23 protein-coding genes are annotated in these 25,999 nt (G+C 45.8%); 10 read left to right on the forward strand and 13 right to left on the reverse strand.

Going from position 1 to position 25,999, the window contains the following annotated elements:
* Positions 1–368 precede the first annotated feature (368 nt).
* Genes GPK81_RS16110 through GPK81_RS16120 form a run of 3 tightly spaced genes read left to right on the forward strand, consistent with a single transcriptional unit; the run spans position 369 to position 4,388 of the window.
* On the forward strand, positions 369–1,130 hold the full coding sequence (locus GPK81_RS16110) for a DeoR/GlpR family DNA-binding transcription regulator (RefSeq protein WP_215707353.1): 762 nt from the start codon (positions 369–371) through the stop codon (positions 1,128–1,130).
* Between the two features lie 28 nt (positions 1,131–1,158).
* Entirely contained in the window at positions 1,159–1,905 is a 747-nt protein-coding gene (locus GPK81_RS16115) for a copper homeostasis protein CutC (protein ID WP_215707354.1), read from the forward strand.
* Complete coding sequence (locus tag GPK81_RS16120; protein WP_215707355.1) at positions 1,905–4,388, forward strand: transglutaminase domain-containing protein; 2,484 nt, start codon at positions 1,905–1,907, stop codon at positions 4,386–4,388. Before GPK81_RS16115 ends, GPK81_RS16120 begins: the two co-directional genes overlap by 1 nt.
* A gap of 185 nt (positions 4,389–4,573) precedes the next feature.
* Here GPK81_RS16120 and GPK81_RS16125 read toward each other — a convergent pair whose 3' ends face one another.
* Together GPK81_RS16125 and GPK81_RS16130 are read right to left on the reverse strand one after the other, a co-directional pair.
* A complete protein-coding gene (locus tag GPK81_RS16125; RefSeq protein ID WP_215707356.1) occupies positions 4,574–5,590 on the reverse strand; it encodes a LacI family DNA-binding transcriptional regulator in 1,017 nt (338 codons plus the stop codon).
* A gap of 3 nt (positions 5,591–5,593) precedes the next feature.
* Complete coding sequence (locus tag GPK81_RS16130) at positions 5,594–6,658, reverse strand: LacI family DNA-binding transcriptional regulator (RefSeq protein WP_215707357.1); 1,065 nt, start codon at positions 6,656–6,658, stop codon at positions 5,594–5,596.
* A gap of 243 nt (positions 6,659–6,901) precedes the next feature.
* Between GPK81_RS16130 and GPK81_RS16135 the strand changes: the two genes are divergently transcribed.
* The 6 genes from GPK81_RS16135 to nagB all read left to right on the forward strand — a co-directional run bounded on the left by GPK81_RS16135 (position 6,902) and on the right by nagB (position 13,751).
* A complete protein-coding gene (locus tag GPK81_RS16135) occupies positions 6,902–8,266 on the forward strand; it encodes an alpha-L-fucosidase (RefSeq protein ID WP_256441875.1) in 1,365 nt (454 codons plus the stop codon).
* Positions 8,267–8,330: 64 nt separating this feature from the next.
* Positions 8,331–9,686 carry an ABC transporter substrate-binding protein gene (locus tag GPK81_RS16140; RefSeq protein ID WP_021653147.1) on the forward strand — a complete coding sequence of 452 codons (1,356 nt, stop codon included), beginning with the start codon at positions 8,331–8,333 and terminating at the stop codon, positions 9,684–9,686.
* A 90-nt stretch (positions 9,687–9,776) separates the two neighbouring features.
* Positions 9,777–10,697, forward strand: coding sequence for a carbohydrate ABC transporter permease (locus GPK81_RS16145; protein WP_215707359.1), 921 nt, complete (start codon positions 9,777–9,779; stop codon positions 10,695–10,697).
* 20 nt (positions 10,698–10,717) lie between these two features.
* Complete coding sequence (locus tag GPK81_RS16150) at positions 10,718–11,563, forward strand: carbohydrate ABC transporter permease (protein ID WP_252196683.1); 846 nt, start codon at positions 10,718–10,720, stop codon at positions 11,561–11,563.
* 30 nt (positions 11,564–11,593) lie between these two features.
* A complete protein-coding gene (locus GPK81_RS16155; RefSeq protein WP_021977204.1) occupies positions 11,594–12,904 on the forward strand; it encodes an alpha-L-fucosidase in 1,311 nt (436 codons plus the stop codon).
* Positions 12,905–13,007: 103 nt separating this feature from the next.
* Positions 13,008–13,751, forward strand: coding sequence for a glucosamine-6-phosphate deaminase (gene nagB / locus GPK81_RS16160; RefSeq protein ID WP_118062558.1), 744 nt, complete (start codon positions 13,008–13,010; stop codon positions 13,749–13,751).
* Between the two features lie 193 nt (positions 13,752–13,944).
* On the opposite strand, the gene GPK81_RS16165 is transcribed toward nagB, so the two are convergent.
* From GPK81_RS16165 to GPK81_RS16215, 11 genes are all read right to left on the reverse strand, one after another.
* Positions 13,945–15,276: an MATE family efflux transporter gene (locus GPK81_RS16165; RefSeq protein WP_215707360.1), complete on the reverse strand. Its 1,332-nt coding sequence runs from the start codon at positions 15,274–15,276 to the stop codon at positions 13,945–13,947.
* Between the two features lie 275 nt (positions 15,277–15,551).
* On the reverse strand, positions 15,552–15,941 hold the full coding sequence (locus GPK81_RS16170) for a hypothetical protein (RefSeq protein WP_147343326.1): 390 nt from the start codon (positions 15,939–15,941) through the stop codon (positions 15,552–15,554).
* 230 nt (positions 15,942–16,171) lie between these two features.
* Positions 16,172–16,795 (reverse strand): V-type ATP synthase subunit D, encoded by a 624-nt coding sequence (locus GPK81_RS16175; protein ID WP_021976336.1) that lies wholly within the window; start codon positions 16,793–16,795, stop codon positions 16,172–16,174.
* A gap of 12 nt (positions 16,796–16,807) precedes the next feature.
* Positions 16,808–18,190 carry a V-type ATP synthase subunit B gene (locus GPK81_RS16180; protein ID WP_015525388.1) on the reverse strand — a complete coding sequence of 461 codons (1,383 nt, stop codon included), beginning with the start codon at positions 18,188–18,190 and terminating at the stop codon, positions 16,808–16,810.
* A 15-nt stretch (positions 18,191–18,205) separates the two neighbouring features.
* Entirely contained in the window at positions 18,206–19,975 is a 1,770-nt protein-coding gene (locus GPK81_RS16185; RefSeq protein WP_021976334.1) for a V-type ATP synthase subunit A, read from the reverse strand.
* Positions 19,968–20,555, reverse strand: a complete 588-nt coding sequence (locus GPK81_RS16190) for a V-type ATP synthase subunit E (protein ID WP_021976333.1) — start codon at positions 20,553–20,555, stop codon at positions 19,968–19,970. The genes GPK81_RS16185 and GPK81_RS16190 overlap by 8 nt, the downstream gene beginning before the upstream one ends.
* 12 nt (positions 20,556–20,567) lie before the next feature.
* On the reverse strand, positions 20,568–20,876 hold the full coding sequence (locus GPK81_RS16195) for a V-type ATP synthase subunit F (RefSeq protein ID WP_021653137.1): 309 nt from the start codon (positions 20,874–20,876) through the stop codon (positions 20,568–20,570).
* 1 nt (position 20,877) lies between these two features.
* Positions 20,878–21,309: an ATP synthase subunit C gene (locus tag GPK81_RS16200; RefSeq protein WP_015525392.1), complete on the reverse strand. Its 432-nt coding sequence runs from the start codon at positions 21,307–21,309 to the stop codon at positions 20,878–20,880.
* A 67-nt stretch (positions 21,310–21,376) separates the two neighbouring features.
* Entirely contained in the window at positions 21,377–23,317 is a 1,941-nt protein-coding gene (locus GPK81_RS16205) for a V-type ATP synthase subunit I (protein ID WP_215707361.1), read from the reverse strand.
* Between the two features lie 18 nt (positions 23,318–23,335).
* Positions 23,336–24,379 carry a V0D/AC39 family V-type ATPase subunit gene (locus GPK81_RS16210; protein WP_118062567.1) on the reverse strand — a complete coding sequence of 348 codons (1,044 nt, stop codon included), beginning with the start codon at positions 24,377–24,379 and terminating at the stop codon, positions 23,336–23,338.
* A 19-nt stretch (positions 24,380–24,398) separates the two neighbouring features.
* Positions 24,399–24,719: a hypothetical protein gene (locus tag GPK81_RS16215; protein ID WP_118062568.1), complete on the reverse strand. Its 321-nt coding sequence runs from the start codon at positions 24,717–24,719 to the stop codon at positions 24,399–24,401.
* Positions 24,720–25,332: 613 nt separating this feature from the next.
* On the opposite strand from GPK81_RS16215, the gene trmB reads away from it, so the two are divergent.
* Positions 25,333–25,989, forward strand: a complete 657-nt coding sequence (gene trmB / locus GPK81_RS16220) for a tRNA (guanosine(46)-N7)-methyltransferase TrmB (RefSeq protein ID WP_021976327.1) — start codon at positions 25,333–25,335, stop codon at positions 25,987–25,989.
* Positions 25,990–25,999 lie beyond the last annotated feature (10 nt).

Below are 25,999 nucleotides of genomic sequence, written 5' to 3' on the forward strand. Positions count from 1 at the left end.
TGTTTCGGAAGAGTACAGGCAAGTCCCCATAAGTTATTCAATATTTTCAATGTTTATTGACCTTTATAATTTCGCAAGAGAACATGTGGCTTTGAGTCAGGGGGATATTTGCAGCTTTGTAAGGGATTTCCGGAACAGGGGCAAGTGGATGTTCGCAATTGAATCATGGAACTTACTTGATTTGGTCAAAATACGATAAAACAATAAAAAATAATACTAAATAATTGACAGTAAGATACCGAACTGTTATACTGAAATTACAGACTTTCCAGAGATCAATGCGCCGGATATTGTTTTGCGGAGCATTGATTTCTGGAACTTTTATAGATGATTATTTATAGAAAAATCAGGGAAGAGGAGATAGGAACATGTTTACAGAAGAACGACAGAATGCAATAGAGAAATGTCTCCGCGAAAAAGGAAAAGTCAGGGTCAAAGAATTAAGCGAGATGTTTCAGGTTACGGAGGACTGTATCCGCAAGGATCTCAAGATCCTTGAAAATGCAGGCAGATTAAAGAGGACTTACGGCGGAGCGATCCTGTCACAGGAGTATCCTCTGGAGAGAAACGTAGTAGACAGGCGTATGTACAATCTTGATAAGAAGAAAGTGATCGCTGCGAAAGCCTTTAAGCTGATCAAAAATAACGAAACGATCTTTCTGGATGTTTCCACTACAAATATAGAGCTGGCAAGGCTTATCGCTTCGTCGGGCATGCATGTTGTGGTTGTCAGCAATATGATCGATATCCTGCAGATCCTTGCTGCGAATCCGTCTATCACGGCCATAGGTACAGGGGGAACTATGTACCGTTCGGTGAATGGATTTATGGGAGCTGCGGCCATTGAGGTGATCAAGCAGTACAGCTTTGACCGGGCATTTTTGGGAAGCTGTGGCGTGGATATGACAGATTTTGCAGTTACTACATCCGGAGTGGAGGATGGATTGACCAAGAAGGCGGCAGTGCAGAGCAGCAGACATAAATATGTGGTTATGGAGAGAGAGAAGTTTTATTTTAACGAATCTTATAAATATACACATTTTGATGATATCAGTGGGATCATTACCGATGAATTTCCGGATGATACCATTGTGAACATACTGAGGAATGCCGGAGTGAAATTACTCTGAGCAGACGGTAACAAAGGGGGATTTTTACATGAAAGACTATATTCTGGAAACCTGCGTGGATTCTGTGGAATCTGCCATGGCAGCATCCGAGGGTGGCGCGGACAGACTGGAGCTTTGCAGCAATCTGATCATCGGGGGAACAACTCCCAGCCCGTGGCTTTTTGAGGAAATAAGGAAGCGTTCGGATATCCGGATCCATGCGCTGATCCGTCCGCGTTTTGGAGATTTCTGTTATACAGAGGCAGAATTTTCCATGATAAGGAATGCAGTAAAGGATTTCCGCAAAATGGGAGCGGAGGGTGTCGTAATAGGTATCCTGAAACCGGATGGTACCTTGAATATGGAACAGATGAAAGAGCTGATGGATGCGGCGGGAGATATGTCTGTTACGCTGCACAGGGCCTTTGATGTATGCGCAGATCCGATCGAGGCTATGGAACAGGCAATCTCGCTGGGAATCGATACGATCCTTACTTCCGGACAGAAGAATACCTGCCTCCAGGGTGCGGAGCTTCTGAAGGAGCTGGAAACCAGGAGTCAGGGACGTATCACCATCCAGGCGGGGAGTGGTGTCGGTGCGGAAGTGATCCGCCAGCTTTATCCCCTTACCGGGATCAAGGCTTATCATATGAGCGGCAAGGTTGTAACGGACAGTGCGATGCAGTTTCGCAAGGAAGGTGTCAATATGGGACTTCCGACATTCAGTGAATATGAGATATGGCGTACAGATATTGAAAATGTTCGTGCTGCAAAGAAAGTTCTGGAGGAATTATAATGGCTGAGGGGAAGATTTTTCTGAAAGAAAACCGTGATCGGATTGAAAAAAAATATCGGGAGCAGGTGATGGGGTTACCGCAGATTTTTGCGGAGATTGATAAAAAGCTTGCGGAATGCACAGACGAAGTGGCTTTGGCGTGCAAATATTTATATGCGTTCATGCCATATAGTGATATCGGAAATTACGCGTTTGAAGTATTTCTGGATTATGCGGAGAATGGCGTATATTTATGGAAGGGAAACTCCGGGGTGGCAGAGCTGCCGGAAGAGATCTTTTTGAATTATGTGCTGTTTCACAGAGTAAATGAGGAGGAGATCGCACCCTGCCGTACATTTTTCCGCAGGGAGATCGGAGAGAGAACTGAAGGAATGAGCTTCAGAGAAGTTGCCCTGGAGGTGAACTACTGGTGTGCACAGGAGGCTACCTATCATTGTACAGATGATCGTACCCTGTCTGCACTTGCCGTATACCGCAGAGGAAACGGAAGATGCGGAGAGGAATCTGTATTTACCGTTAATGCACTGAGAAGTGTTGGTGTACCTGCCCGTCAGGTATATGCACCAAAGTGGTCTCATTGTGATGACAATCATGCCTGGGTGGAAATTTGGTGTGATGGAAGCTGGTATTTTCTGGGAGCCTGTGAGCCGGAGGAGATCCTGAATAAGGGATGGTTTACCAACGCTTCCTCAAGGGCCATGATGGTCCATTCAAGAGTTTTTGATACCATGATCCCGGAGGGAGAAGTGATCGGCAAAGATGGTATGGTGACTATGCTCAACGAGCTGAAACGATATGCACTGACAAAAGAGATCACTGTGTCCGTAAAGGATTCACATGGAAAACCGGCAGAAGGTGCAGAAGTTTCTTTTGAGGTGCTGAATTATTCAGAATATGCCCCGATCGCAGAACTGAAAACCGACAGTCTGGGAAAAGTCAGCCTGACAACAGGGCTTGGAAGTATCCATATTTCTGCAAGGATGTATGCAGATGGAGAATGGCTGCATGCAGAAAACAGCATGGATACAAAAACAGAGGATTGTTGTGAGATCTGTCTGATGCCCGTAGGAAAGGAAAAGGGTATTTTTTATGAGGAGTGGACGGAGATCGATATGATCGCACCTCATGATGCGCCTGTAAATAAAGATATGCCAACACCGGAGCAGAAAGAAAGAGGCAGCAGACGTCTGGCAGAGGCAAACGCTTACAGGGAACAGAAGGTAAGAAACCTGAGCAATCCGGAGTGCCGGAAATTCCTGGAAAAAGAAACCGGAGATTCTTCAATGAGAAAAAAACTCCTTGAAGTCCTCACAGAGAAAGACAGAACAGACTGCATCAGCCAGGTTCTGGAGGAGCATCTGAAATTTGCATTACCGTATGAAAAAAGCATGGATGCAGATATTTTTGTACCATATGTACTGAACCCGAGAGTTGACGATGAAGTTTTGCAGAAATACAGAAAAGCGATCCTTGAGCGGCTGTCGGAAGAAGAGAAAAATATGCTGCAAAAGGAGCCGGCAAAGATCTGGAAATGGATTGAGGATAAGATCATTTCCATCCCGGAGAAAGAACGCAGCAGTGTGATCACCACGCCGTCCGGATGTCTGAAAACGGGAACAGGAAGCCTTCTGTCAAAAAAGATCCTTTTTGTGGCAATGGCGAGAACACTGGGAATTCCAGCACGCCTGAACCCTCATGACCGTTCCATGGAGTATATGAAAAACGGAAAATTCATCCCGGTATCTGCGGAAACAGAGAAAAACGCATCGATCTTTCTGAAGGCAAGTGAGGATACACAGTGGAAATATTTCCAGAACTGGAGCATCGCAAAACTGGAAGCCGGAAAATACAGCACACTGAAGCTGGAAACCGAAAATTTCAGAGATCAGATGATGAAGCTGCCACTGGAAGCGGGAAATTACAGGATCCTTACCTCAAACAGACTGCCAAATGGAAATATATTTGCCGCGGAGTATTATTTTGAGGTTCAGATCGGAGAAATGAAGAGGGTGGAGCTGGCATTTCGGAATGCAAACCTGGAAGACATGCTGGAGAATATTTCCATACCGGAATTTACTCTCAGAAAAGAGGATGGGAGCACCGTGAAGGCGTCAGAACTGACGGCAGATGGGAAGCATATCCTGGCGTTTCTGGAAGAGGAGAAAGAACCGACGGAGCATATCTTAAATGAGATGATGGAGCAGGAAGAAGCTTTTTCCCGATATGCGAAGAGGATCATTTTTGTAGTAAAAAGCAAAAAAGCGCTGGAGACCCCTACCCTTTCAAGAGCACTGGGCAAGCTTGGAAATGTTCAGATCTTATATGATGATTTTTCAGAGATCATCAATACACTGGGAAGAAGAATGTACGTAGATCCGGATAAGCTTCCGCTGATCATTGTGACAAACGGAAGTCTGAATGGGATCTATGCAACCAGCGGATACAATGTGGGAACCGGAGATATGCTGCTGAGACTGCTGTGACAGATATAACGGATATATACAGAAGGAACACAGGCCGTATCATCGACTGTGTCGGTAACGGTCTGTGCCCTTTGTAAAAGCTGTGAAATTATTGCGGTGGTTCAGATGCTCAGAATATGCGGGCAGATCGGAATGAAAATGCCTGTTGTGCTTCCCGAAATTGCCGTAATAAAAGTTGCTTTGCATTACTTACCATCAGAAAAGAGGTTACGCACGGAATCCCGGTAGATACATTCTGGCTTCAGGCGTATCGTCCTTGGAAAATCACTGTAGTCTCCGTTCATTCTGCGAAGCAGCAGATCACAGGCCTGCTCTGCCAGACCGGTCAGCGGCTGACGGACAGCGGTCAGCTGAGGAGAAAGCAGCATGGACAGTTCAAAATCATCAAAGGAGACAACAGACAGGTCTTCCGGGATCCGGATGCCAAGGCTGTAGATCGCTTCATAAATACCGAGGCATAGTGTATAGTTCGCAGAAAATACGGCAGTCGGACGTTCCGGAAGATTCCATAATTTCTGCATTGCCTGATATCCAAAGTCGTTTGCGTAATTTTCAGCGATGATATAATCGGGATTAACAGGAATATCGTAGTCTTCCAGTGCCCGGAGATAGCCTTTTTTTCGTTCGCATGCGGTATAGGATGCAGGAGAACCGGTGACAAGGGCGATCTTCTGATGCCCCATTTTTATCAGATGCTCCACGATCTCGTAGGCTCCGGAGGTACAGCTGGTCTGTACACAGTCTGTACGGTGGAAATGGCTGTGTTCTTCCAGCTCCACAACAGGGATTTTGGCGTGTTCCACAGCAGAACAGATGTCCTGATTCAGACTGAAAGAGGTAATGATAAGGCCGTCGATCCCAGAGCGGAGCATGTGAGGGACGAATTTATTGACATGATCCTTATATTTGTCGCCGCTCATAAATGTGAGAGAATAACCGTGAGCGCGCATGGTGTTTTCTATTTTGCTCAGAAGAAAAGCATTATGCGGAGTATTGGGAGGACCGGATACCAGACCGATACGGTAAGTCTTGGAGGAACGAAGTCCCCGGGCCGTATTTCGTGGAACGTAATTTAGTTTCCGGATCGCTTCGTCGATCTGCTTTTTGTTTTGCGGCCGTACAGTTCCGCCGTTGATATATTTTGAAATGGTGGCCAGTGCCAGACCGGTTTCTCTGGCAATGTCCTTGATGGTTGCACTCATAAATCAATCCTTTCCGGATGCTGTACTGTTGTGTTCGGACAGGTCTTTTACGGAGCGCCGCGGGTGGAATACAACATCCAGCATGTCTATTTTTGGAAAATCTGTATAGTCTCCATGGATCCTTTTTAAAAGTAATTCCACAGCATGTTTCCCCATGCTTGTTAGATCCTGTGAGACGCAGGTCATAGCCGCGCTCATGGTCTTGAAAAGCGGATCATCATCAAAGCACACAAAGGAAATATCCTGAGGAACGGAAATCCGTGCCTGGCTGGCAGCGCTTAAACCACCCATTGCGGAGAGATAGCAGTCAAAAAAAACAGCAGTAGGGGGATCGGAAGAATCAATAAGCTTCTGGAAATGCAGGTTGCTCTGGATGATCGTTTCTGCAGTGGAACCAAAAGAAACAGGGGGAAAAGAATCCTGCTGTTTCAGAAGGTCAATGCCATTTTTCTGATATACATCCACAAAGCCCTGGATCCGCTGCTCGATGGTGTAGGAGTCCAGATACTGTTCCATGATCCAGACCTTTGTGTGGTCTTTTTCCAAAAGGTGCTCTGCCAGCAGTGCACCGCCTCTGTAATTATCAGAAATAACACAGTCTACAGGAAAATGTCTCATGGAAGCAGGAATCTGATCGAGCATTACAACCGGTATGCCGGCATTCTGTAAAAGCTGGTACAGGTCATCATGCCAGCAGGATGGGAGCATGATAACTCCGTCAAAGTGCTGGGAGATAATATCCTGTATCGTATCGATCTCCTTCTGATGTTCAAAAAAGAAAGAACAGACAATAACTGTATAGCCATGATCCGTGAAATGCTTGATAATGGAGTTGACAAGCTCGCCCCAGAAATAATTACCAAGATCTGAGATCAGGATACCGATGGTATGTGTGTTTTTGGCACGGAGAAGCTGGGCATTTCGGTTTGGGGTATATCCAAGCTCTTGAATTGCCTTTTCTATAAGGATACGATTTTCTTCCCGTATTTTTTTGTGGTTTATATATTTGGAGATCGTTGCGGTGGACAGGCCTGTCGCACGGGCGATATCATTGATCGTAACGTTCATGTAAAACCTCCGGTTCTGATGCATTTACAGATAATAGAGTATTTTCATATTATATCATGAAAAAGAAAACGCCTCAATACACATGACATTTTTTACACATAAAGTATCAGAAAAAACGAGCGTATTGTACAGAAAATTGATAAAAATGAAACGTTTAACAAAACCTGATACGAAAAAGTACACAAAAACAAGACAGAATAATTGTAAAAAATAGGAAAAATGATTTTTACCCTATGATTTTACTTGAAAAGCTGCTTCGGATGCGGTAAGATAGTCTTAACAAAAAACGAAACGTTTTACGTAACAAGAAAATCAGCTATACGAAACAAGGAGAAGGTTATGGCAGACACAAAGCAGCAGTGGTATAAAGATGCCAAATACGGATTATTCATCCATTGGGGACTTTATTCCATCCTTGCAGGAGAGTGGAAAGATCCGAAGACCGGCGAGGTCACCAAGACAGACCGTATCGCAGAGTGGATCGAGAACAATCTCAACATTGACAAGGAAGATTACAGAAAGCTGAAAGATGAGTTCCATCCGGACAAATTTGACGCGGACATGTTTGTGAAAAGAGCGAAAGAACAGTGGGGTGTTAAATATATCGTTCTTACTTCCAAGCATCACGAGGGATTCGCAATGTACGATTCCAAAGTCAGTGATTTTAATGTAGTGAAGGCTGCAGGAAGAGATATCTTAAGAGAGCTTTCTGATGCTTGTAAGAAATATGACATGACAATGGGTATCTATTATTCACAGGCTCAGGACTGGGATGATGACAATGCCTATAAGAAGGATTACGAAGACAAGAACGAATGGAAGCCGGAATTCCGTACATACTTCGATGAGAAATGCAAGCCGCAGTTAAAAGAGCTTCTTGAGAATTACGATAACATTTCCCTGATCTGGTTTGATACTCCGATGGGAATGACCGCAGACGAAGCTCAGGAATTAAGAGACTGGGTTAAGGGTATTAAGCCTGACTGCATCATCAGCGGACGTATCGGACACCAGAAGGGCGATTACATGACCACCGGTGATAACTTTATCCCACGTCTTCCATACGACGGTGACTGGGAAGTACCGGCAACTGTAAATGATACATGGGGTTATAATAAATACGATACAAACTGGAAGAATCCGGATGATATCCTGAACCTTCTTCTCAAGATCGTCGGCAGAGGCGGAAATTACCTGCTGAACGTAGGACCAATGGCAGACGGAACTGTTCCGGAAGCTTGTGTCGAGGTTATGAATGAGGTTGGTAAATACGTGACTGAGAATGCGGAAGCAATTTACGGAACCAAGAATGTTGGTATCTATCCGTATGAGATCCCGAGCATTGAATTTACAAAGAGACCACATAAGCTTTACGTACACGTCCTTGCACCGAGATATCGAGTTGAACTGCTGAACATCGGTAATCAGTTAAGGGGTGCATATGTGGTAAGCACAGGAGAAAAGCTTCCGTGCCGCGCATTAAAGTGCTGCGAAGGAAACTCGATGATAGAGGTAGAGCTTCCGGAGAAGCTTCAGGGGGCAAAGAACTACTGTGTATGCCTGGAGCTTGAGGAAGAAGAGCCGACCTTTGAGGCGATCATCGATTGATCAATTTATGAACATCAATGGGAAAACTATATAATAAAAAATCATATTAAGGGAGGATTTATTCATGAAGAAACGAATGAAAAAAGTTGCAACACTGTGTCTCGCCGGTGTAACAGCAATGTCAACAGTAGGCGTAACAGGAAGCGCCGTATTTGCAAAGGGTGACACGAACTACGATGTAGACAATATGGATTTTGAAAACGTTGAGCTTCGTGTAGCATTCAGATTTAACAACGGATCTGATACAGACGGACAGGCTAAATGGTATTACAAAGCACTTGATGAGTTCAACAAAGAGAACGAAGGAAAGATCCATGTAACAGATGAGAGTATTTCTACAGAGTCTGATTACGAAGAGAAGCTTACAACAGATTTCGCTTCCGGTAATGTACCGAACGCATTCCTTCAGTATGGCGGAAGCCGTACAAGAGAGTATGTAGATGCAGGATATATACTGGATCTGACACCATACTTTGAACAGTATCCGGAATGGAAAGAGGGAGTTCAGGATTTTGCATGGGAGACAACACAGTTTGACGGCATTGAAGGAACCTATGGTATTCCGTGGTCCGCTTATCAGCTCTGCCTCTACTACAACAAAGATTACCTTGATCAGGTTGGCGTAGATGTTCCGGAGTCCTGGGATGATCTTGTTGATGCCTGCGCAAAATTAAAAGATGCAGGAATCCAGCCATTCAACTACTCTGACAAAGATAACTATCACTTCGAGCATCTGATGAGTGCTCTTGCTCTGAAAGCTTACGGAACAAGCATCGCAGATGATCTTGCAAGCGACAAAGAAGCTTACAATGGTGAGAAGATGGTAGCGATCTATCAGAAGATGAAAGATATGATCGATGCAGGATACTGGGGAGACGGAATCCTCAGCACAGACTTCAATACAGAGAGAAATATGTTCGAGGCAGGAAAAGCTGCATTTACAGTTGACGGAACATGGAACTGCGGTAACTTCCAGAATGACTCCGATACAACTCTCTTCGATGCTCAGAAGATCGGTGTTACAAGAATTCCTTATATCGACGAAGCAAACAAGACTGTAGAGATGGGTGGCGGTTCTGATACATACTACATCACTACATTAAACAAGAGCGATGAGGAAATCGCAGCAACTGTTAAATTCATCAAATACCTTACAAGTGTAGATTCCATCAACGAAATGTGCAAATCCAGCCCGACAACATATGCTGAGAAGGTTACGATCGATACAGGTAACTATCTGCTTGACGATGTAAATGCGATCATGGCTGAGAATACAGAGTCTAAACTTGAGATTCCGACATATGACAGCAACACAGCAGCTATGGATACAATCCGTAATTCTCTTCAGGCATTAGCAACAGGTGCAAGTGCACAGGAAGTTGGAGACGATATCGTTGACAAAATGTCTGCTTACGAATAAAGAGAATTTTGACTGAACGCATGATGTGTGGATAAGAGAAACAGGGGGAAGCATCATCTGCTTCCCCTTGTTCATTACGGAGGTATACATATGGCAGGTAAATCTGTACCAAAGGTAAAACAGAAGCTGGACAAAAAAGATCTTGCGCTTTCTTTAGCGTTCCTTCTTCCGGCAATTTTAATAACTGTTATTTTTGTCATCTACCCTGTTTTTGATACCGTAGGCTTATCATTCCGTAAATGGAACGGTATGTTTGGTGCGGCAAAGCAATGGGTAGGACTTGAGAACTATCAGAAGATTTTTTCAGATAATCTGTTCTGGAATGCAATGCTCAACAGTGTGTACTTTATGATCGGTGGTTTCGTTATCCTGATGCCGCTTTCATTTGGTCTCGCAATGCTGGTAACTACAAAGATCAAGGGAACCGGATTTTTCAGAACCTGCTACTTCCTTCCAAATATGTTAGGAACAACAGCAGTAGCCCTGATGTGGACATTTATGTTAAATCCGAACTTTGGTATCTTTAATACCATTGAAAATATTTTCGGCCTTCATGGTGCGATCCCTGATGTGCTGACGATAAAGACTGTAAACGTCTGGATCGTTATCCTGGTAAATGAGTGGATGTATGCCGGATATAACATGCTGATCTTTGCAGCTGGTCTGGTAGCAATCCCGGATGAGTTAAATGAGGCAGCAGCACTGGATGGAGCTACCGGATGGCAGAGAGTTCGTTACATTACCCTGCCTCTGATGAAAAACTCCTTCAAGGTATTCTCTATTTTGTGTATCACAGGATGTCTGAAAGTATTCGATATTATCTGGGCGATGACAAGAGGAGGCCCGAACGATATCAGCTCCACGCCTTCAATCATGCTTTATACACAGGGATTCTCCTATAAGCTGTTCGGACGAAGCAGTGCATACGGTGTTATTCTGTTAGTGCTGGGTGTTGCACTGAGTCTTATAACCAATCATTTGTTCCGTGAAGATAAAGATCTTGCAATGTAGGCGGAAGGAGAAGAGACGATATGGAAAAAACAGCTAATAAACAGAAAATGCATGGAGGAAAGATAGCGCTGTATGTTATCGCGATCCTGTGGACAGTTGTTACACTGTTTCCGGTAGTAGTGACCGTAATGGCTTCCTTCAAAACAAACTCAGAGATTTACCTGAACCTGTTAAGCTTCCCTAAGAAGATTATGTTCCAGAACTATATCAGCGCAAACAAAACAGCGGATGCATTGAATACCATCAAGAACTCCCTGGTTGTAGCAACTCTGACAACTGTATTTAATACTGTAGTCGGAATGATGGCAGCATACATCTTATCAAGAAAAGATTACAAATTCCTGAAATGGGTATATGTATTCTTCATGATTGGAGTAATGGTTCCGGTCCACTGTACACTGATCCCGATCAACAACATTGCAACAGTATTAAATGCAAAGAACAACCTGTTCTTCCTGATCCTGATCTATGTTGCGTTTGGTATGTCCCAGGCAATCTTCCTTTATACAGGATTCATGGATGGAATCTCCAGGAACCTGGATGAGGCGGCGATCATTGATGGATGTAACAACTGGCAGCTGCTGTGGAAGATCCTTTTCCCTGTCTGCAAGCCGATCATCGCAACAGAGGCGATCTTCGTATTCATCTATGGATACAGTGAACTTGTATTCTCCATGATCCTGATGACAGATACCAAATATTTCACAGTTTCACGTGCGATGCTGAACTTCTCTTCCGCGCATACACAGGAGATCGGAAGTCAGTTTGCATATGTAGTAATGTCCGTAATTCCGATGCTTATCATTTACATCGTGTTCCATAAACAGATTGAAAAAGGTATGCTTTCCGGAGCTATCAAAGGCTGATGCTTTTAATCTAAACAGGAGGAAAAAATCATGTATCAGTTTGACAGAAAAGAATATGAAAAACGTATGGAGTGGTACCAGGATGCCCGCTTTGGAATGTTTATCCACTGGGGATTATATTCTATCCCTGCAAGAGGCGAGTGGGTACGAAGCGTAGAGGAAATACCTGAGGAAGAATATCTTCCGTTTATGAAAGAGTTTGATGCAAGAGACTACAACCCGAAGCAGTGGGCAAAAGAGGCCAAGGCTGCAGGTATGAAATATGTAGTCCTGACAGCGAAGCATCACGACGGCTTCTGCTTATTTGACAGTAAATACACAGATTACAAGGTAACAAACACACCGGCAGGAAGAGACCTGATCAAGGAGTATGTAGAGGCACTTCGTGAGGAAGGCCTTAAGGTTGGAATCTATTTCACACTGCTTGACTGGCATCATCCGGATTATCCGCATTACGGAGACCGTATCCATCCGATGAGAAACCATAAAGAGTGCGGAAATGAGAACCGTGATTTCTCACGTTATACAGAATATCTGTATAATCAGGTAGAAGAGATCTGTACAAACTACGGACAGATCGATATCATCTGGTTTGATTTCTCCTACGACGATATGAGAGGGGAAAAATGGGGCGCAACCAAGCTGATCAACATGGTGCGCAGCTTACAGCCGCAGGTTATCATCGATAACCGTCTGGAAGCCAGCGGAGAGGGAAGAGGATCCCTGTATGAGTGTGATCCGACACCGTACCATGGCGATTTCGTAAGCCCTGAGCAGATCATCCCGCCGGAAGGAATCTGTGATAAAGAAGGCAAGCCAATGGTTTGGGAAGCATGCTTCACCATGAACAACAACTGGGGATACTGTGCAAACGACCATTATTATAAACCAGCTTCCATGCTGATCAAGAAACTGGTAGAATGTGTTTCCAAGGGTGGAAATATGATCCTGAACGTAGGACCGGATGCCAAGGGTAAATTCCCGAAAGAATCTTCTGCGATCCTGGCTGAGATCGGACGCTGGATGGACAAGAATCATGACAGTATCTACGGCTGTGTACCGGCTGAAAACATTCCGAAGCCGGATTACGGACGTATCACCAGAAACGGAAACAAATACTATGTGCATATTTATGAGAATACACTGGGACCACTTCCGCTTCTGGGATTTGATAAGGATAAGATCGTGAAGGTGCGTGCGCTGGATGACGGACATGAGGTGCCGATCTCCAACGCATGGATGCACAGCGATTACCCGGATATCGCATTCGTTGATCTGGGACCTGACCCGGTACTTCCGGACCCGGTAGACTATGTTCTCGAAGTAGAGATGGCTGAGTAAAAAACGAATCAACAATAAAAAAAGAACAACAGGAAAAGCAGGAGATATGCGAATCTCAGTTATCCGGTTGTTCTTTTTTACCATAAGGAGAAGGGGAAAGATTATGGTTATTTATACAGGAAAAGATTATTACGACGTAAGCAGAAAAGCAGCAAATATCATGTCTGCCCAGATCATCATGAAGCCAAGAGCGGTTCTTGGTCTGGCTACAGGTTCCACACCGGTTGGAATGTACAAACAGCTGATCGAGTGGTACAAAAAAGGAGATCTGGATTTTTCTCAGATCACATCCGTAAACCTTGATGAGTATAAAGGACTTTCCGGAGACAATGATCAGAGCTATCGCTATTTCATGAACACCAATCTGTTTGACCACGTAAACATCGATAAAACAAAAACCTACGTACCAAACGGCCTGGAAGAAGACAGTGAAAAAGCCTGCGCGGATTATAATGAAATCATCCGCAGCGTAGGCGGTATCGACATGCAGCTGCTGGGAATCGGCGGAAACGGGCATATCGGCTTCAATGAGCCGGGAGCGGCTTTTGAAAAGGAAACTCATTGTGTGGATCTTACAGAGAGCACCATCAAGGCAAACGCAAGATTTTTTGAAAGCATGGATGATGTGCCGAAGCAGGCGTATACCATGGGAATCAAGAACATCATGGCGGCTAAAAAAATCCTTCTGATCGCGACAGGAGAGGCCAAAGCAGATGCCCTTTACAAATCTCTCTACGGACCGATCACTCCAAATGTACCGGCATCCATCCTGCAACTTCATCCGGATGTGACGGTAGTGGCTGATGAGGATGCTTTAAAGCTGATCCGTGAGAAAGGCCTGCTGTAAAAAAAATGCCTGATCTGATCAGATAAAATGTTGTAAATAATTGTGAATAAAAGAAGCTTCGATCTAACTCTCGTTTGTGAGCGATATGCTCAGAGAGTGGATTGAAGCTTCTTTTGTGCTTTCCGGTCGTGCTTTTATGTTTTTACAAGTGACTGCAAACGGGCCAGCAGGCTGGATGTTTGCATTTGCAGTATCAGGCCTTTTTCAGCGTTTTGCGATAAATCATAACAGAAACGATAGCAGTAAACACCTCCGTGATCCAGAATGCGTTCCAGACGCCTTCAGGCCCCATAAAACGGGACAGAAGATAGGCGGTGGGCATGATAACGATCACATAGCGGAAAAGGGAAATTACAAGGGACTGCGTGCCTTTTCCGAGTCCTTCCATAGCTCCGGAAGTGGTGACGGATATTGCGGAGACCAGAAAACCGGCACTGATGATCTTAAGGGCTTTGGAACCGGCGGCAATGGTTTCCGGGATGGTGGTGAAAAGTCCCATAAGCTGTCCGGATGCCAGAAGGCAGATAACAGTACCAAGGAGCATGATCACACAGCTGGACTCCAGGGTAAGCCGGAAGATCTTTTTCACGCGCTTCATCTCACGGGCACCGAAGTTGTAGCCGATCAGCGGGCGCATGCCCTGGATGATGCCGTTAGCCGGCAGATACAGGAAAGTCTGCAGCTTGTAATAAATGCCAAGGATCACTACGTAGCTGTCTGAGTAGGCTGCCAGCACGGAGTTCAGAAAAGAGATCAGGAACGATGGCAGTGCCAGGTTCAGGATTGCGGGAACACCAATGGCATACAGGCTCAGATCCGTTTCTTTGCTTGCTCTCAGGGCTTTTGGTGTCACGCGTACCGGAATCGGTTTCAGGATATAAAAGGCCATATACACTACAATGGTGAGCGCCTGGCCGATACCGGTGGCCAGAGCCGCACCACGGATCCCCAGTTTCGGGAAAAAGCCGATTCCCCAGATCAGGAACGGGTCCAGGATAATGTTACTGATACATCCCACCAGCAGGGCGATCATAGACACTTTCATCCGTCCTACAGCCTGGAAAAGTTTTTCGAAGAACAGGCTGATGGCGATCACTGTGGAAAACAGAAAAACGATGGTGGAATACTCCAGGCCCATCCGGATCACGGTTTCATCCTGCGTGTACATTCGAAGGAATGCAGGCATAACAGCAATACTGATCACGGTCATCAGGATACCGTGGATCACAGACAGGAGAAAGCCGTGGGTTGCTGCGGTGTCTGCCATTTTCTTGTCGCCGGCGCCAAGATGATAGGAAACTCTGGCGTTGATACCGATTCCAAAACCGATGGCAACGGCATTGATCATGTTCTGAACCGGATAGACAAGAGAAAGAGCGGTCATGGCCTGTTCGCTGATCTGCGCTACAAAGAAACTGTCCACAATGTTGTACAGCGAGTTTACAAGCATGGAAAAGACCATAGGCAGTGCCATGGATGCCAGTAGCGGGCCTACAGGCTTTTCCTTCATAAAAGTATCATTCATGAATAATCCTCCTTTATATCAGAATCGTATGGATATCAGGTGTGGGAAACAGAGCGTGCTTTTTTTACACAATAAAAGCCACACAACCTGTCCCTTCTGAATGGGGCGGGTTGTGTGGCGAAAAAAGTCGGAACTGAAAAATCCACACGTTGTTTTAGTGCTTTCACCTTAACAAAAAATGGGCTGTATGTCAATAGGCATGGCTTAACCAAATCAAGTAAGTCCCCTGCTTCAATTGCGAAAAGCAATAAGCAGTGTGTGGGGACTTGCTTGTATCAGGAGGAGTGCAAGCTCCTCCTGATAAACTGCGGAGCAGTTATTTGGTGTAGAGCTACGTAGCGAAGCGGATTGCGAATATCCGCTTGACGAATATCTGCCTGACTGCGGGCAATTGCGGGCATAATGGGGTTGAAAAATACAATTCTGGCAAAGTGCACAAAACCTGTCGAATCATGGTGGATAAGTGAAAAACTTTCCAAAAAGTTTTCCACATGACAAAAATCCGCAAATCCGCTAATAATCAAGTTATACACAAAATTATCCACATTATCCACAAGGATAACAATGTGGATGACCTGATTTACATAAATAAAATGAAACGTATGTTTTGTGTAAAATGATAAATCTGTAAAAAACGTTAAAAATATTTTTAAAACTATTGACATTTTTAAATTCTAAATATCATAGAATGTTTTACAAAAAAGACATAATTTAAAAGGATAAAAATAAATAATCAGAAAATAACAGATAAATTCTCGCGAAACTAATCTATTTAAAGGAGGCACTATCAGATGTATGGAAATGAGGGTGAAATAAGAACAGTGCCCGGATAAAACGGGCACTGTAAGATGTTGAAAAGTCATTTTCAGGTGTGGATAAGTGTGGATAAATCTGCTTATCCTCCCTGTTTCATACGTTTGATCACCTTCAGACGGGTAAACTCTTCACGCTCTTTTTCTTCCAGGGCGTTGGTAATGTCCCTGGTGAGAGTTTCATATCTGGGGATGGTGATGTTTTTCAGGGCGTTGGCACGCTTCTGTGTTTTCTTGATGTTGGTGGCAAGACGGATTGCTGCATTTTCGATCATGGAGAGCTGGATGGACAGCTCTTTTACACGCTCGAAGGCGGCTTTGGCCTCGTCCAGGGACAGCTTGGTGCTGTAGTAGGCGTAGGTAGGAGTATTGCCGGCTTTTTTATCGTATTCCACAAGCGGGATCTCAGTTCCCATGACACTCCTGGTCTTGATCCGGATGGAATTTTCTACAGGAACGGTATGGGAGATCTGATCTACAAAAGCGATTCCGATCTCCATGTTTGCTTTCTGCAAAGCAGCGTAGGCAGTGCGGAAAGTCTCATCGATCTGGGTCTGGATATCCTTTGCCTGGTCGATTAGCTCCATCATTTCACGGATCAGGATATTACGCTTTTTGTCCATAAGCTCATAGCCCTGTCTAGAAAGGGCCAGAGAATTTTTTGCAAGTATGAGATTTCCCTTGGTGGGAAAGGTATTCGGATCCATAAAATCACCTCACTAACGGACGGTTTCTCTGTAATACTGATCCAGAACTTTGGTATCGATACGGTCGAGTTCTTCTCTTGGGAGAAGTCCCAGAAGTTCCCAGCCTTTATCCAGAGTTTCAATGATGCTTCGGTTTTCTGTCTCAGACTGTCCCACAAACTCTGCCTCAAAAGCTTTTCCAAATACAAGGTACTGCTTATCCAGCGGAGAAAGCTCGTCTTCGCCGATAACCGATGCCAGGGCTCTTGCATCGCCTACTTTTGCGTAGCAGGAGAAGAGCTGGTTGGCAACATCCTGATGGTCGGCACGTGTGAAGCCTTCACCGATACCGTCCTTCATCAGACGGGACAGGGACGGCAGAACGTTGATCGGCGGGTAGATCGCCTGTCCATGAAGCTGACGGTCCAGTACGATCTGGCCCTCGGTGATATATCCGGTAAGGTCAGGAATCGGGTGGGTGATGTCGTCGTTTGGCATGGTCAGGATCGGGATCTGGGTTACAGAACCGGTGCCTCCACGGACGATTCCCGCACGCTCGTAAAGAGTTGCCAGTTCACTGTACAGATATCCCGGATAACCTTTTCGGGAAGGAATCTCACCTTTGGAGGAGGAAACCTCTCGCATAGCCTCGCAGAAGGAGGTGATGTCAGTCAGGATAACCAGGATGTGCATGCCTTTTTCAAAAGCAAGATATTCAGCGGCTGTGAGGGCGATCTTCGGTGTCAGAAGACGCTCTACAACCGGATCGTTGGCAAGGTTCAGAAACATTACAACGTGGTCGGAAGCACCGCTTTCCTCGAAGGTCCTGCGGAAGAATTCGGCTACGTCGTATTTAACGCCCATTGCTGCAAAAACAATGGCGAATTTCTCATCGGAGTCTGCGCCAAGGGAAGCCTGCTGAACGATCTGTGCAGCCAGCTTGTCATGAGGAAGACCGTTTCCGGAAAAGATCGGCAGCTTCTGGCCGCGGATCAGGGTGGTCAGTCCGTCGATGGCGGAGATGCCGGTGTTGATATAGTTTCGCGGATATTCACGGGTTACCGGGTTCAGCGGAAGTCCGTTGATATTCAGGCTGACTTCCGGTGTGATCTCGCCAAGTCCGTCAATGGGCTGGCCGATACCGTTAAAGGTACGTCCCAGGATCTCCGGGGAAAGCCCGATCTCCATAGGATGTCCGGTAAGACGTGTGTGTGTATTGCCGAGGGACATATTATCAGTTCCCTCAAAAACCTGGATAACAGCCTTGTCTTCATAGATTTCCACGATACGGCCGATCTTCTGTGTGCCGTCTTCCATGTGGAATTCCACGATCTCCTCGTAAGATGCGTTTTTGACACCCTCAAGGACAACAAGAGGGCCGTTTATTTCACTCAGGCCAAGATATTCGATTGCCATAAACTGATCCCTCCTTTAACCGTTTCTTTCCAGTACGTTGTCGTAGAAGCGGTCGATATCTTTATGATACTCATCAAAACGTTCCAGTTCTTTGTTTGGAACTTCGTATTTGATGGCGATGATACGTTCGAAGATATTATCCTCTTTCAGTACGGAAACCGGCATGCCACGGTTTACAAGGGCACGGCATTTCTCGTAGAGATAAAGGATGGTTTCCATCATCAGGAACTGTTTTTCCATTGGGACACTGGTGTCCTCCTGGTGAAAAGCGTTCTGCTGCAGGAAGCCCAGACGGATGACTCTGGCAATCTCCAGTGTCAGTTTCTGGTCATCCGGAAGAACGTCGCTTCCGATCAGTTTTACGATTTCCATAAGAGAACTTTCCTGATTGAGGATCGCCATGATCTGGTTTCTGTCGTAGACAAATTTCGGGGAAACATGCTCTCTGTACCAGGGAGTCAGATCCTCCAGATATTCGCTGTAACTGGTCAGCCACTGGATCGCAGGGAAGTGACGGGCATAGGCGAGGGCCTTGTCCAGTCCCCAGAAGCAGCGGACAAAACGCTTGGTATTCTGAGTGACAGGTTCGGAGAAGTCACCGCCCTGAGGGGAAACCGCACCGATAATGGAGACGGAACCTTCTGTTCCGTTCAGGTTCTGCATCATTCCCGCACGCTCATAGAAGGCGGAAAGTTTGCTTGCCAGATATGCAGGGAAACCTTCCTCTGCAGGCATTTCCTCCAGACGTCCAGAAAGCTCACGGAGAGCCTCAGCCCATCGGGATGTGGAGTCTGCCATGATCGCTACGTCGTAACCCATATCACGGTAATATTCTGCAAGGGTAACGCCGGTGTAGATGGAAGCCTCACGGGCTGCAACCGGCATGTTGGAAGTGTTGGCGATCAGGGTGGTTCTGTCCATCATCAGGTTTCCGGATTTCGGGTCGATCAGTTTGCTGAAATCCTCAAGAACCTGTGTCATCTCGTTTCCACGCTCACCACAGCCGATGTAGATGATGATATCTGCGTCAGACCACTTGGCGATCTGGTGCTGGGTCATGGTTTTTCCGGTTCCGAATCCTCCCGGAACAGCAGCAGTGCCGCCCTTGGCAATCGGGAAAAGAGTATCCAGGATACGCTGGCCGGTAAGAAGCGGAACGCTTGCCGGGAAACGTTTGTAGGTCGGTCTCGGCACACGGATCGGCCATTTCTGTGCAAGTGCCAGTTCTTTTTCAGTTCCGTCATCAAGACGAACGGTAACGATGGGTTCCAGAACCGTATAAGCTCCGTCAGGAACGGCATGGATAACAGTTCCGTGTGTGATCGTCGGCGGAACCATGGACTTGTGAAGGATAGAAGCGGTTTCCTGTGTCTCGGCGATAACCGTACCTGCGCCGATGACATCGCCTTCTTTTACTGTAATGTGTGTTTCCCATTTTTTTTCGGTGTCAAGAGAGTCAACGCTGACACCACGGGAAATATATTTTCCAGAGGCCTGTGCAATCTCTGCCAGAGGTCTCTGGATACCATCAAAAATATTGTGGATGATTCCCGGACCAAGGAGAACGGAAATGGCGTCTCCTGTTCCGATCACGGTTTCTCCGGGTTTCAGTCCGGTAGTTTCCTCAAAAACCTGTACGGTGGTCATATGTTTCTTAAGACCGATGACTTCGCCTACCAGTTTTTCAGGGCCTACATAGACCATCTCGGAGATCTTGAATCCGGTGTCGCCCTTTAAGTAGATAACAGGACCGTTAACACCGTAGATAATACCTGTTTTACTCATGTGCTGGACCTCCGTCAAATTTGAATTCTCTGTAAGCTGCCTGGTAACCTTCCTCAAAGGAATTGTCTATGAGGATGTTTTTTTCAGGGATGATCGCCTTGATTCCGCCGATAAAGGACTCGTCGGAAAGCTTCAGCGGAAAGCCGGTTTTTACAGTGAGAGATTTCAGACGAGGTTCATCTTCTTTTGAAAGATAGATCTGGATCTCATCGTGTTCCGCGAAGCAGACAGCTTCTTCAATTTTTGTACAAAGATATTCTTCATAACGGGAAGATTCCATGAATTTCAGGATTTGTTCCCGGACTTCAGCAAAAAGTTTTTCTTTTAAGCGGCTCTGTCTGGCAGTCCAGTCACGCCGGATGTGAAGCTGCTCTGCGGAAAGTGCCTTGTTGATCTCGCGCTTTGCGTTTGCAATCTCGGCTTTGCGGGAGCTGGCGGCGTTTTCCAGAGACATTTTTTTATGTTCCTCCAGTGCGGCATCCAGGGAGTCTTTGTGCTCCTGTACATCTTTTTCCGCCTGACGGCGGGCTTCTTCCACGGAGGTGTCATAGAAGTGCGTAAGCTTCTCTTCAATTGTCATAATATCACCTGCCTATAATTTTAATCCGATGGCCTCGTTTACATAAGAAGTAATGAAATCGGGCCTGCGGCCGGTACCATGTCTGTCAGGAATTTCAATGATGAGAGGTGTTTTATGATGAAGTTTGACATCATCGATGATCTCAGGAAACTCCCGGCCGAATTTTTCGGTCAGGAGTATGATTCCAATCTCTTTGTCTGCGATGGTGCGTTCCAGGGCTTCTTTCAGCTCGTCGTGTTCATGGACGATCACACCTTCTACACCGGCCAGTCTCATTCCTGTCAGAGTATCAATATTGTCACTGATCAGATACATTTTCATATCAAAGTTTACCCAGGATCATGAAGGAGATGATCAGTCCATAAAGAGCAACACCTTCGGCAAGACCTACGAAGATAAGAGATTTACCAAGGATGCTCTGATCCTCACTGATTGCTCCAAGGGCTGCGCTTGCCGCACTGGCAACGGCAATACCACCACCGATACAGGAAAGTCCGGTAACGAGTGCTGCTGCGATGTAACCCATACCTGTTGCAAGGCCTGCGTCAGCGCCTGTAGCAGCCTGTACGGAAGCTCCGCCTGCAAATGTTACGGCAATGGCGACAAGCATGATACCGAAGAAGAAAAAGGCATTGACACCAAGTGCTGTTTTGTAGCGGCCACGGCTTTTTTCGCCGAGAAGATAATAACCAAATGGAAGAATGATGCTGAGTACAAGTGCAACTGCGATTGTGATCTGTGTAATGACTGTCATGATGATGACCTCCTTAATATTCGTTTAATTGGCTGCCTGGATCAGAAGGAGTTCTGACTCTGGCATTTTATTTGTTTTTGGAGCAGAACGGCTCGAATTTCCGGCCGCTGCCTTTGTAAAAACGGCTGAACATTTCGTAATATTCCAGACGGAGTACCTGGATACCTACGATCAGGCCCTCCATGGCGCATACAAACAGGTTTCCGAGAATGATGACGATCCAGTTTGGACTGCCGTTCTCCGCACCCGCAAGCATAAGTACAACTTCCATCATGGCTGCGTGGCTGACTGCAAAAGCGCCGATACGCACGAAGGAGAGTGTATTGGAAAAGTAGCTCAGGATAACCTCAAACAGTTCAAAGATACCCTGTACGATAAACATGCCTTTTTCTTTTGGCATAACCTCGGCTTTTTTCTCTACCAGGTTTGTGAGCGGCTCCTTGAAGAAAATAAGAAGCAGCGGTAAACCGAACATAATGGCAAGAACTGCACCGCCAGGAACTGCATGCCCGGATACAAAAAGTCCGATGCAGAGAACTGCGGAACCATAAAATACAAGTCCTGCCACTGCGTTGGTGTCGAACCAGGTTTTTTCAACATCGTGCATCTTAAAGGAATTGATGATGTTGAAAACCATGCACAGGAGGATGATTCCCATGCCGAAGCCGATGGCAACGATAAATACGGTATTCAGTTTTCCGATAAAAGGTATGGTCGTCATACTGTCTACGGGCCGCAGCCACAAAGCAGGTATGAGATCCTCAAATCCAAAGACACTTCCGAACATCAGGCCGAAGAATGTGGAAAAGACTCCTGCGCAGCTGATGATTCCGGCAAGATCGATATGTTTCCGTTTGTACAGGAACAATCCTCCGATAAAGAGCAGGAGCCCCTGGCCTGCATCACCGAACATGGCTCCGAAGATAAAGGAGTAGGTGATGGCAACGAACCAGGTGGGGTCCATTTCACCGTAAGCAGGAAGTCCGTACATTTTTACGTACATTTCAAATGGTTTGAAAAGTTTTGGATTTTTCAGTTTGGTTGGCGGCTGATGGCTTGGGTCATGTTCCAGTGTGGAGGTATCTTCTCCGTCAACCAGACAGAAGATCCTCTCATCAGAAGCGATGTCCGCCTGAAAAGCCCTCGTGTCGGCTTCTGTCATCCAACCGCAGAGAATGTAAAAATTCTCATGTTTTCCGGTACATGCAGCAGCTTTTCGTACATCGAAGTTTCTGGAAAACTGTCGAAGTGTATTTCTGACAGAAACAATGGTTTCAGCTTTATCTGAGAGAAATCGCTGGTATTTTTGCTTCTGTGTTTCCAGGTGTTTCATGGCTTCTTCGTATTGGCTGCTCACGGTGGAAAAAGCCTGATGCGCTGTTCCGGTGTAATTATCCGGCACAAAAATCTTCTCAAAATGCATGGAAGCGTAAGCTGCATCGATCTTACGAGCCTCATGCTTCGGCACAAAGTAGACGCCCCAGGCATACTGATCGTCTTCATCGCATTTGAGGAAGATGGTGTTCAGATTGTCGTAAATATATTTCTTGAATTTCTCATAATACTGTTTTTCGATACGTCCGAAATGAAAATGAATATATTTCAGATGCAGGATAGAGGAAATATCATAATTGATATTTCGGAATGGACGTATGATACGCAGAGATTCTTCCAGTGAAGAACATTTCTCTTCCAATTCTGCCTGTTCTTGCTGGAGCTGATCCGCCTGAGAGCGGATCTCCTTTACTGTGGAAAGTGCTTTTTCAATACCAGGACTTTCGCCGGAAGCGGCAGGAGGGCTTTTCAGCTCTTCATAAATGGCATTGATGGAATTCAGCGCATCTCTGTAAGGGTTGACCTCAAGAAAAGGTGTCAGGTTTTCTACTGTGGTCAGTTCAGAGAGTGCGTTCTCCAGATGAATTTCGTACTTGCACAGGTAGGTGTTTACAACCCGGTCGATATCTGCCTTCGGACCGGTGATGCTTAGAAAATTCATTTTTTCAATCACGTTGCTACCTCCTGGTTATTAACCGTTGCGTATATAACGCAGGGATTGTTCTGGGTCCACGCCATAGCGCACGCATTCAAGGGCAATGGTCAGACGGTTGACTTCATGTTCTTTGTGATATAAATAGGAATAGATGACTGCTACGGAATAGGGATCCTTGCGTGCTTCCTGTTCCAGTATGCTGCGAAGAATATAGTTATAAAATTCTTCCAGACTGGCAACGGTCAGCTGTTCGTATTTCTTACCATAATAAGTTCCATTGAAGATACGACGGAACTCTTCTGGTGTAGGGGCCTCCACAAGGGTGGTGATCTCCTCTTTGCGGAGCTTGTAGTTCATGGGGACCAGCAATGCGTAAATAGCAGCCGGTTCCATCTGAAAGCAGCGTTTGGAGCGCTGGATGAACTGCAGGTTCAGCATATCGAATTTTTCACCGTAAGCCTTGGTGATCTGTTTCAGATCGTTACCTTTGAAAAGCTTCTTCCGCACATTCCAGATCTGTGAAAAATACGAAAGGTCAAGTGCCATGCCGAAGTCAAAAAGCGTGGCATTTCCACGTTCGTTGACCTGAGACAGCGGAATAAAAAAATCATTTCCCTTTAATGCCGCGACAAATTCGTCCATGTTGGTACAGGCAGCGAGCCTGTCAATGTCTAGCCTGGAGTGATGTCTGAAAAAATCACGGTAAGGAGAGAGGTCTACGGGATCGGTGTCCCGGTGATCAAAGAGATTCGTCATGATTTCTTTCAGGACGCGGATCTCATAGCGCTTCGAATAAAGTGCGAGGAACGTTCGCTGTTCCTGATTTGCAAAGTGGTAAAGCCTTGAAAAATTCTGGAAGATAGATTTCTTCAGAAGTTTTTCGACCTGCCCTCGGTGAAGAGTATTTTCATCGAGACCGCCCCAGATGTCCTGATATTCCGGGGTGCGCTTCAGGTAGGCTGTTACCTGTGGGACATTGGGAAGCTGAACGATTTCTTCCAGCTGCTCAGCTGTCACAAGACGGCTCTGCATGGCTCGGATCTTAGTGGAGAGTCCGCTGTATGAGAGGACAGTGCCCATTGAATCACTTCCTTTCCCTTCAGGTTTCGGTGATGCCTGTTATTTTCTGAAACAGCTCACTGCAAAGACTTTCGTGATTGGCTTCGTAATAGGCGTCCAGCCTGGACAGCTGGTCTTCGGTTTCTGTGCGAAGCTCATTGATCCGGGCGTCTTTCTCGCGTGCCAGATCTTCACGGATCTTCTGGATCTCAGTGCCGGTTTCTTTTTCAAGTGCGGCATCGAATTCCCTGGTCTGTTTTTCTGCTTCTTCCGAGAGAGCCTTTTTCTGTCGCGCAGCGTCCTGCATGATGGCATTGGCTGTGGCTTCGATTTCCGAAAGCTTGTTTAGGATTTGTTCCATAGTGCCCTCCTTGTTTGGTTATTGTTTATAATTGATTTTTATATGATACACCTTTTTTATGGTAAAAACAACTAAAAAGTTGTTAAATTTTTTGCAAAGTTTGAATAAATGTGTTCAAAAAAAGACGGAAAAAGAATATTTGTTTATTAGACGATATATTCTTTTTTGGGAAAATGAAAACCGCAAAGGGGCCGTAAAGCCACGGCCCTTCTGCACACCCCTCGGGCTTTTTTTGAAGGAGTGCTTGGTTGTGGTGACGGGAGGTTGTTGACTTGTGGTTGGATTCTGCGGTGTTGGGATGTGGGAGGTTGTGCCGATAGGGTGGTAAGGGGACGGCGAGGCGTTTTGCTGTTGCCTGGATTGAGGGTTGATAAATTTTTTTATTTTTTGCTTGCGATAGCAGGCAAATTGCATGTATAGTTGAGTATTGGGACGTCTTGTGAATGAGTATTTTTGGGAATGATGGTAAATGAGAAAGTTTATCATATTTATGAGGGCGTTCTGGTTTATGCGGTTGGTGAGAGGGTGGATAGATGTGTCTGACTGGGATTGCTGGCTGCGGAAAGTTATGATTTGAGTTGTATATTATAAGAAGATTAATTGGAGGTTGTTTATGAGATTGCGTAATATTCCCGGGGCGAAGGATGCTATTTTGGAGTGTGACTGGGTGATTGATGAGCCGGAGAGGTTTAAGGGGAAGTGGGAGAGTGTTTTTGGGGAGAAGAGACCGCTTTTTCTTGAAGTTGGCATGGGAAAAGGGCGTTTTCTGATGGATATGGCGCGCCTGCATCCTGAGAGGAATTTTGTTGGAATTGAGATGTATGACAGCGTGCTGCTCCGGGCACTGCAGAAGAGGGAGGAGCTTGAGGAAGCCGGGGAAAAGTTTTCCAATCTTGTGTTTATCCGTGTGGATGCAAGGCTCTTACCGGAGATTTTTGAGAAGGATGAGGTTGACGGGATTTATCTGAATTTTTCCGACCCGTGGCCTAAGGCCCGTCATGCCAAGAGAAGGCTGACTTCCAGGGAGTTTCTGAAGAGATATGAGCAGGTCCTGAAGAAAGAGGGGGCTGTGGAATTTAAGACGGATAACCGTGGGTTATTTGAGTTTTCTCTGGAAGAGGTGAAGGAGTCCGACTGGAATCTGGAGGTTTGTACATTTGATCTGCATCATGATGAGGAACTGGTTAAGGGAAATGTGATGACAGAGTATGAGGAGAAGTTTTCTTCCATGGGTAATCCGATCTGCAAGATGGTGATCAGACAGAAATAGAGGCGATAAA

The organism is Blautia sp. MCC283 (assembly GCF_018785565.1).
Classification (GTDB): domain Bacteria; phylum Bacillota; class Clostridia; order Lachnospirales; family Lachnospiraceae; genus Blautia_A.

Bases quoted from the DNA above. Each gene is read 5' to 3' on its own strand.
- GPK81_RS16110 (WP_215707353.1), top strand. From the start codon at position 369: ATGTTTACAGAAGAACGACAGAATGCAATAGAGAAATGTCTCCGCGAA.
- GPK81_RS16115 (WP_215707354.1), top strand. From the start codon at position 1,159: ATGAAAGACTATATTCTGGAAACCTGCGTGGATTCTGTGGAATCTGCC.
- GPK81_RS16120 (WP_215707355.1), top strand. From the start codon at position 1,905: ATGGCTGAGGGGAAGATTTTTCTGAAAGAAAACCGTGATCGGATTGAA.
- GPK81_RS16125 (WP_215707356.1), bottom strand. From the start codon at position 5,590: ATGAGTGCAACCATCAAGGACATTGCCAGAGAAACCGGTCTGGCACTG.
- GPK81_RS16130 (WP_215707357.1), bottom strand. From the start codon at position 6,658: ATGAACGTTACGATCAATGATATCGCCCGTGCGACAGGCCTGTCCACC.
- GPK81_RS16140 (WP_021653147.1), top strand. From the start codon at position 8,331: ATGAAGAAACGAATGAAAAAAGTTGCAACACTGTGTCTCGCCGGTGTA.
- GPK81_RS16145 (WP_215707359.1), top strand. From the start codon at position 9,777: ATGGCAGGTAAATCTGTACCAAAGGTAAAACAGAAGCTGGACAAAAAA.
- GPK81_RS16150 (WP_252196683.1), top strand. From the start codon at position 10,718: ATGGAAAAAACAGCTAATAAACAGAAAATGCATGGAGGAAAGATAGCG.
- GPK81_RS16155 (WP_021977204.1), top strand. From the start codon at position 11,594: ATGTATCAGTTTGACAGAAAAGAATATGAAAAACGTATGGAGTGGTAC.
- nagB (WP_118062558.1), top strand. From the start codon at position 13,008: ATGGTTATTTATACAGGAAAAGATTATTACGACGTAAGCAGAAAAGCA.
- GPK81_RS16165 (WP_215707360.1), bottom strand. From the start codon at position 15,276: ATGAATGATACTTTTATGAAGGAAAAGCCTGTAGGCCCGCTACTGGCA.
- GPK81_RS16170 (WP_147343326.1), bottom strand. From the start codon at position 15,941: ATGTCAATAGTTTTAAAAATATTTTTAACGTTTTTTACAGATTTATCA.
- GPK81_RS16175 (WP_021976336.1), bottom strand. From the start codon at position 16,795: ATGGATCCGAATACCTTTCCCACCAAGGGAAATCTCATACTTGCAAAA.
- GPK81_RS16180 (WP_015525388.1), bottom strand. From the start codon at position 18,190: ATGGCAATCGAATATCTTGGCCTGAGTGAAATAAACGGCCCTCTTGTT.
- GPK81_RS16185 (WP_021976334.1), bottom strand. From the start codon at position 19,975: ATGAGTAAAACAGGTATTATCTACGGTGTTAACGGTCCTGTTATCTAC.
- GPK81_RS16190 (WP_021976333.1), bottom strand. From the start codon at position 20,555: ATGACAATTGAAGAGAAGCTTACGCACTTCTATGACACCTCCGTGGAA.
- GPK81_RS16195 (WP_021653137.1), bottom strand. From the start codon at position 20,876: ATGAAAATGTATCTGATCAGTGACAATATTGATACTCTGACAGGAATG.
- GPK81_RS16200 (WP_015525392.1), bottom strand. From the start codon at position 21,309: ATGACAGTCATTACACAGATCACAATCGCAGTTGCACTTGTACTCAGC.
- GPK81_RS16210 (WP_118062567.1), bottom strand. From the start codon at position 24,379: ATGGGCACTGTCCTCTCATACAGCGGACTCTCCACTAAGATCCGAGCC.
- GPK81_RS16215 (WP_118062568.1), bottom strand. From the start codon at position 24,719: ATGGAACAAATCCTAAACAAGCTTTCGGAAATCGAAGCCACAGCCAAT.
- trmB (WP_021976327.1), top strand. From the start codon at position 25,333: ATGAGATTGCGTAATATTCCCGGGGCGAAGGATGCTATTTTGGAGTGT.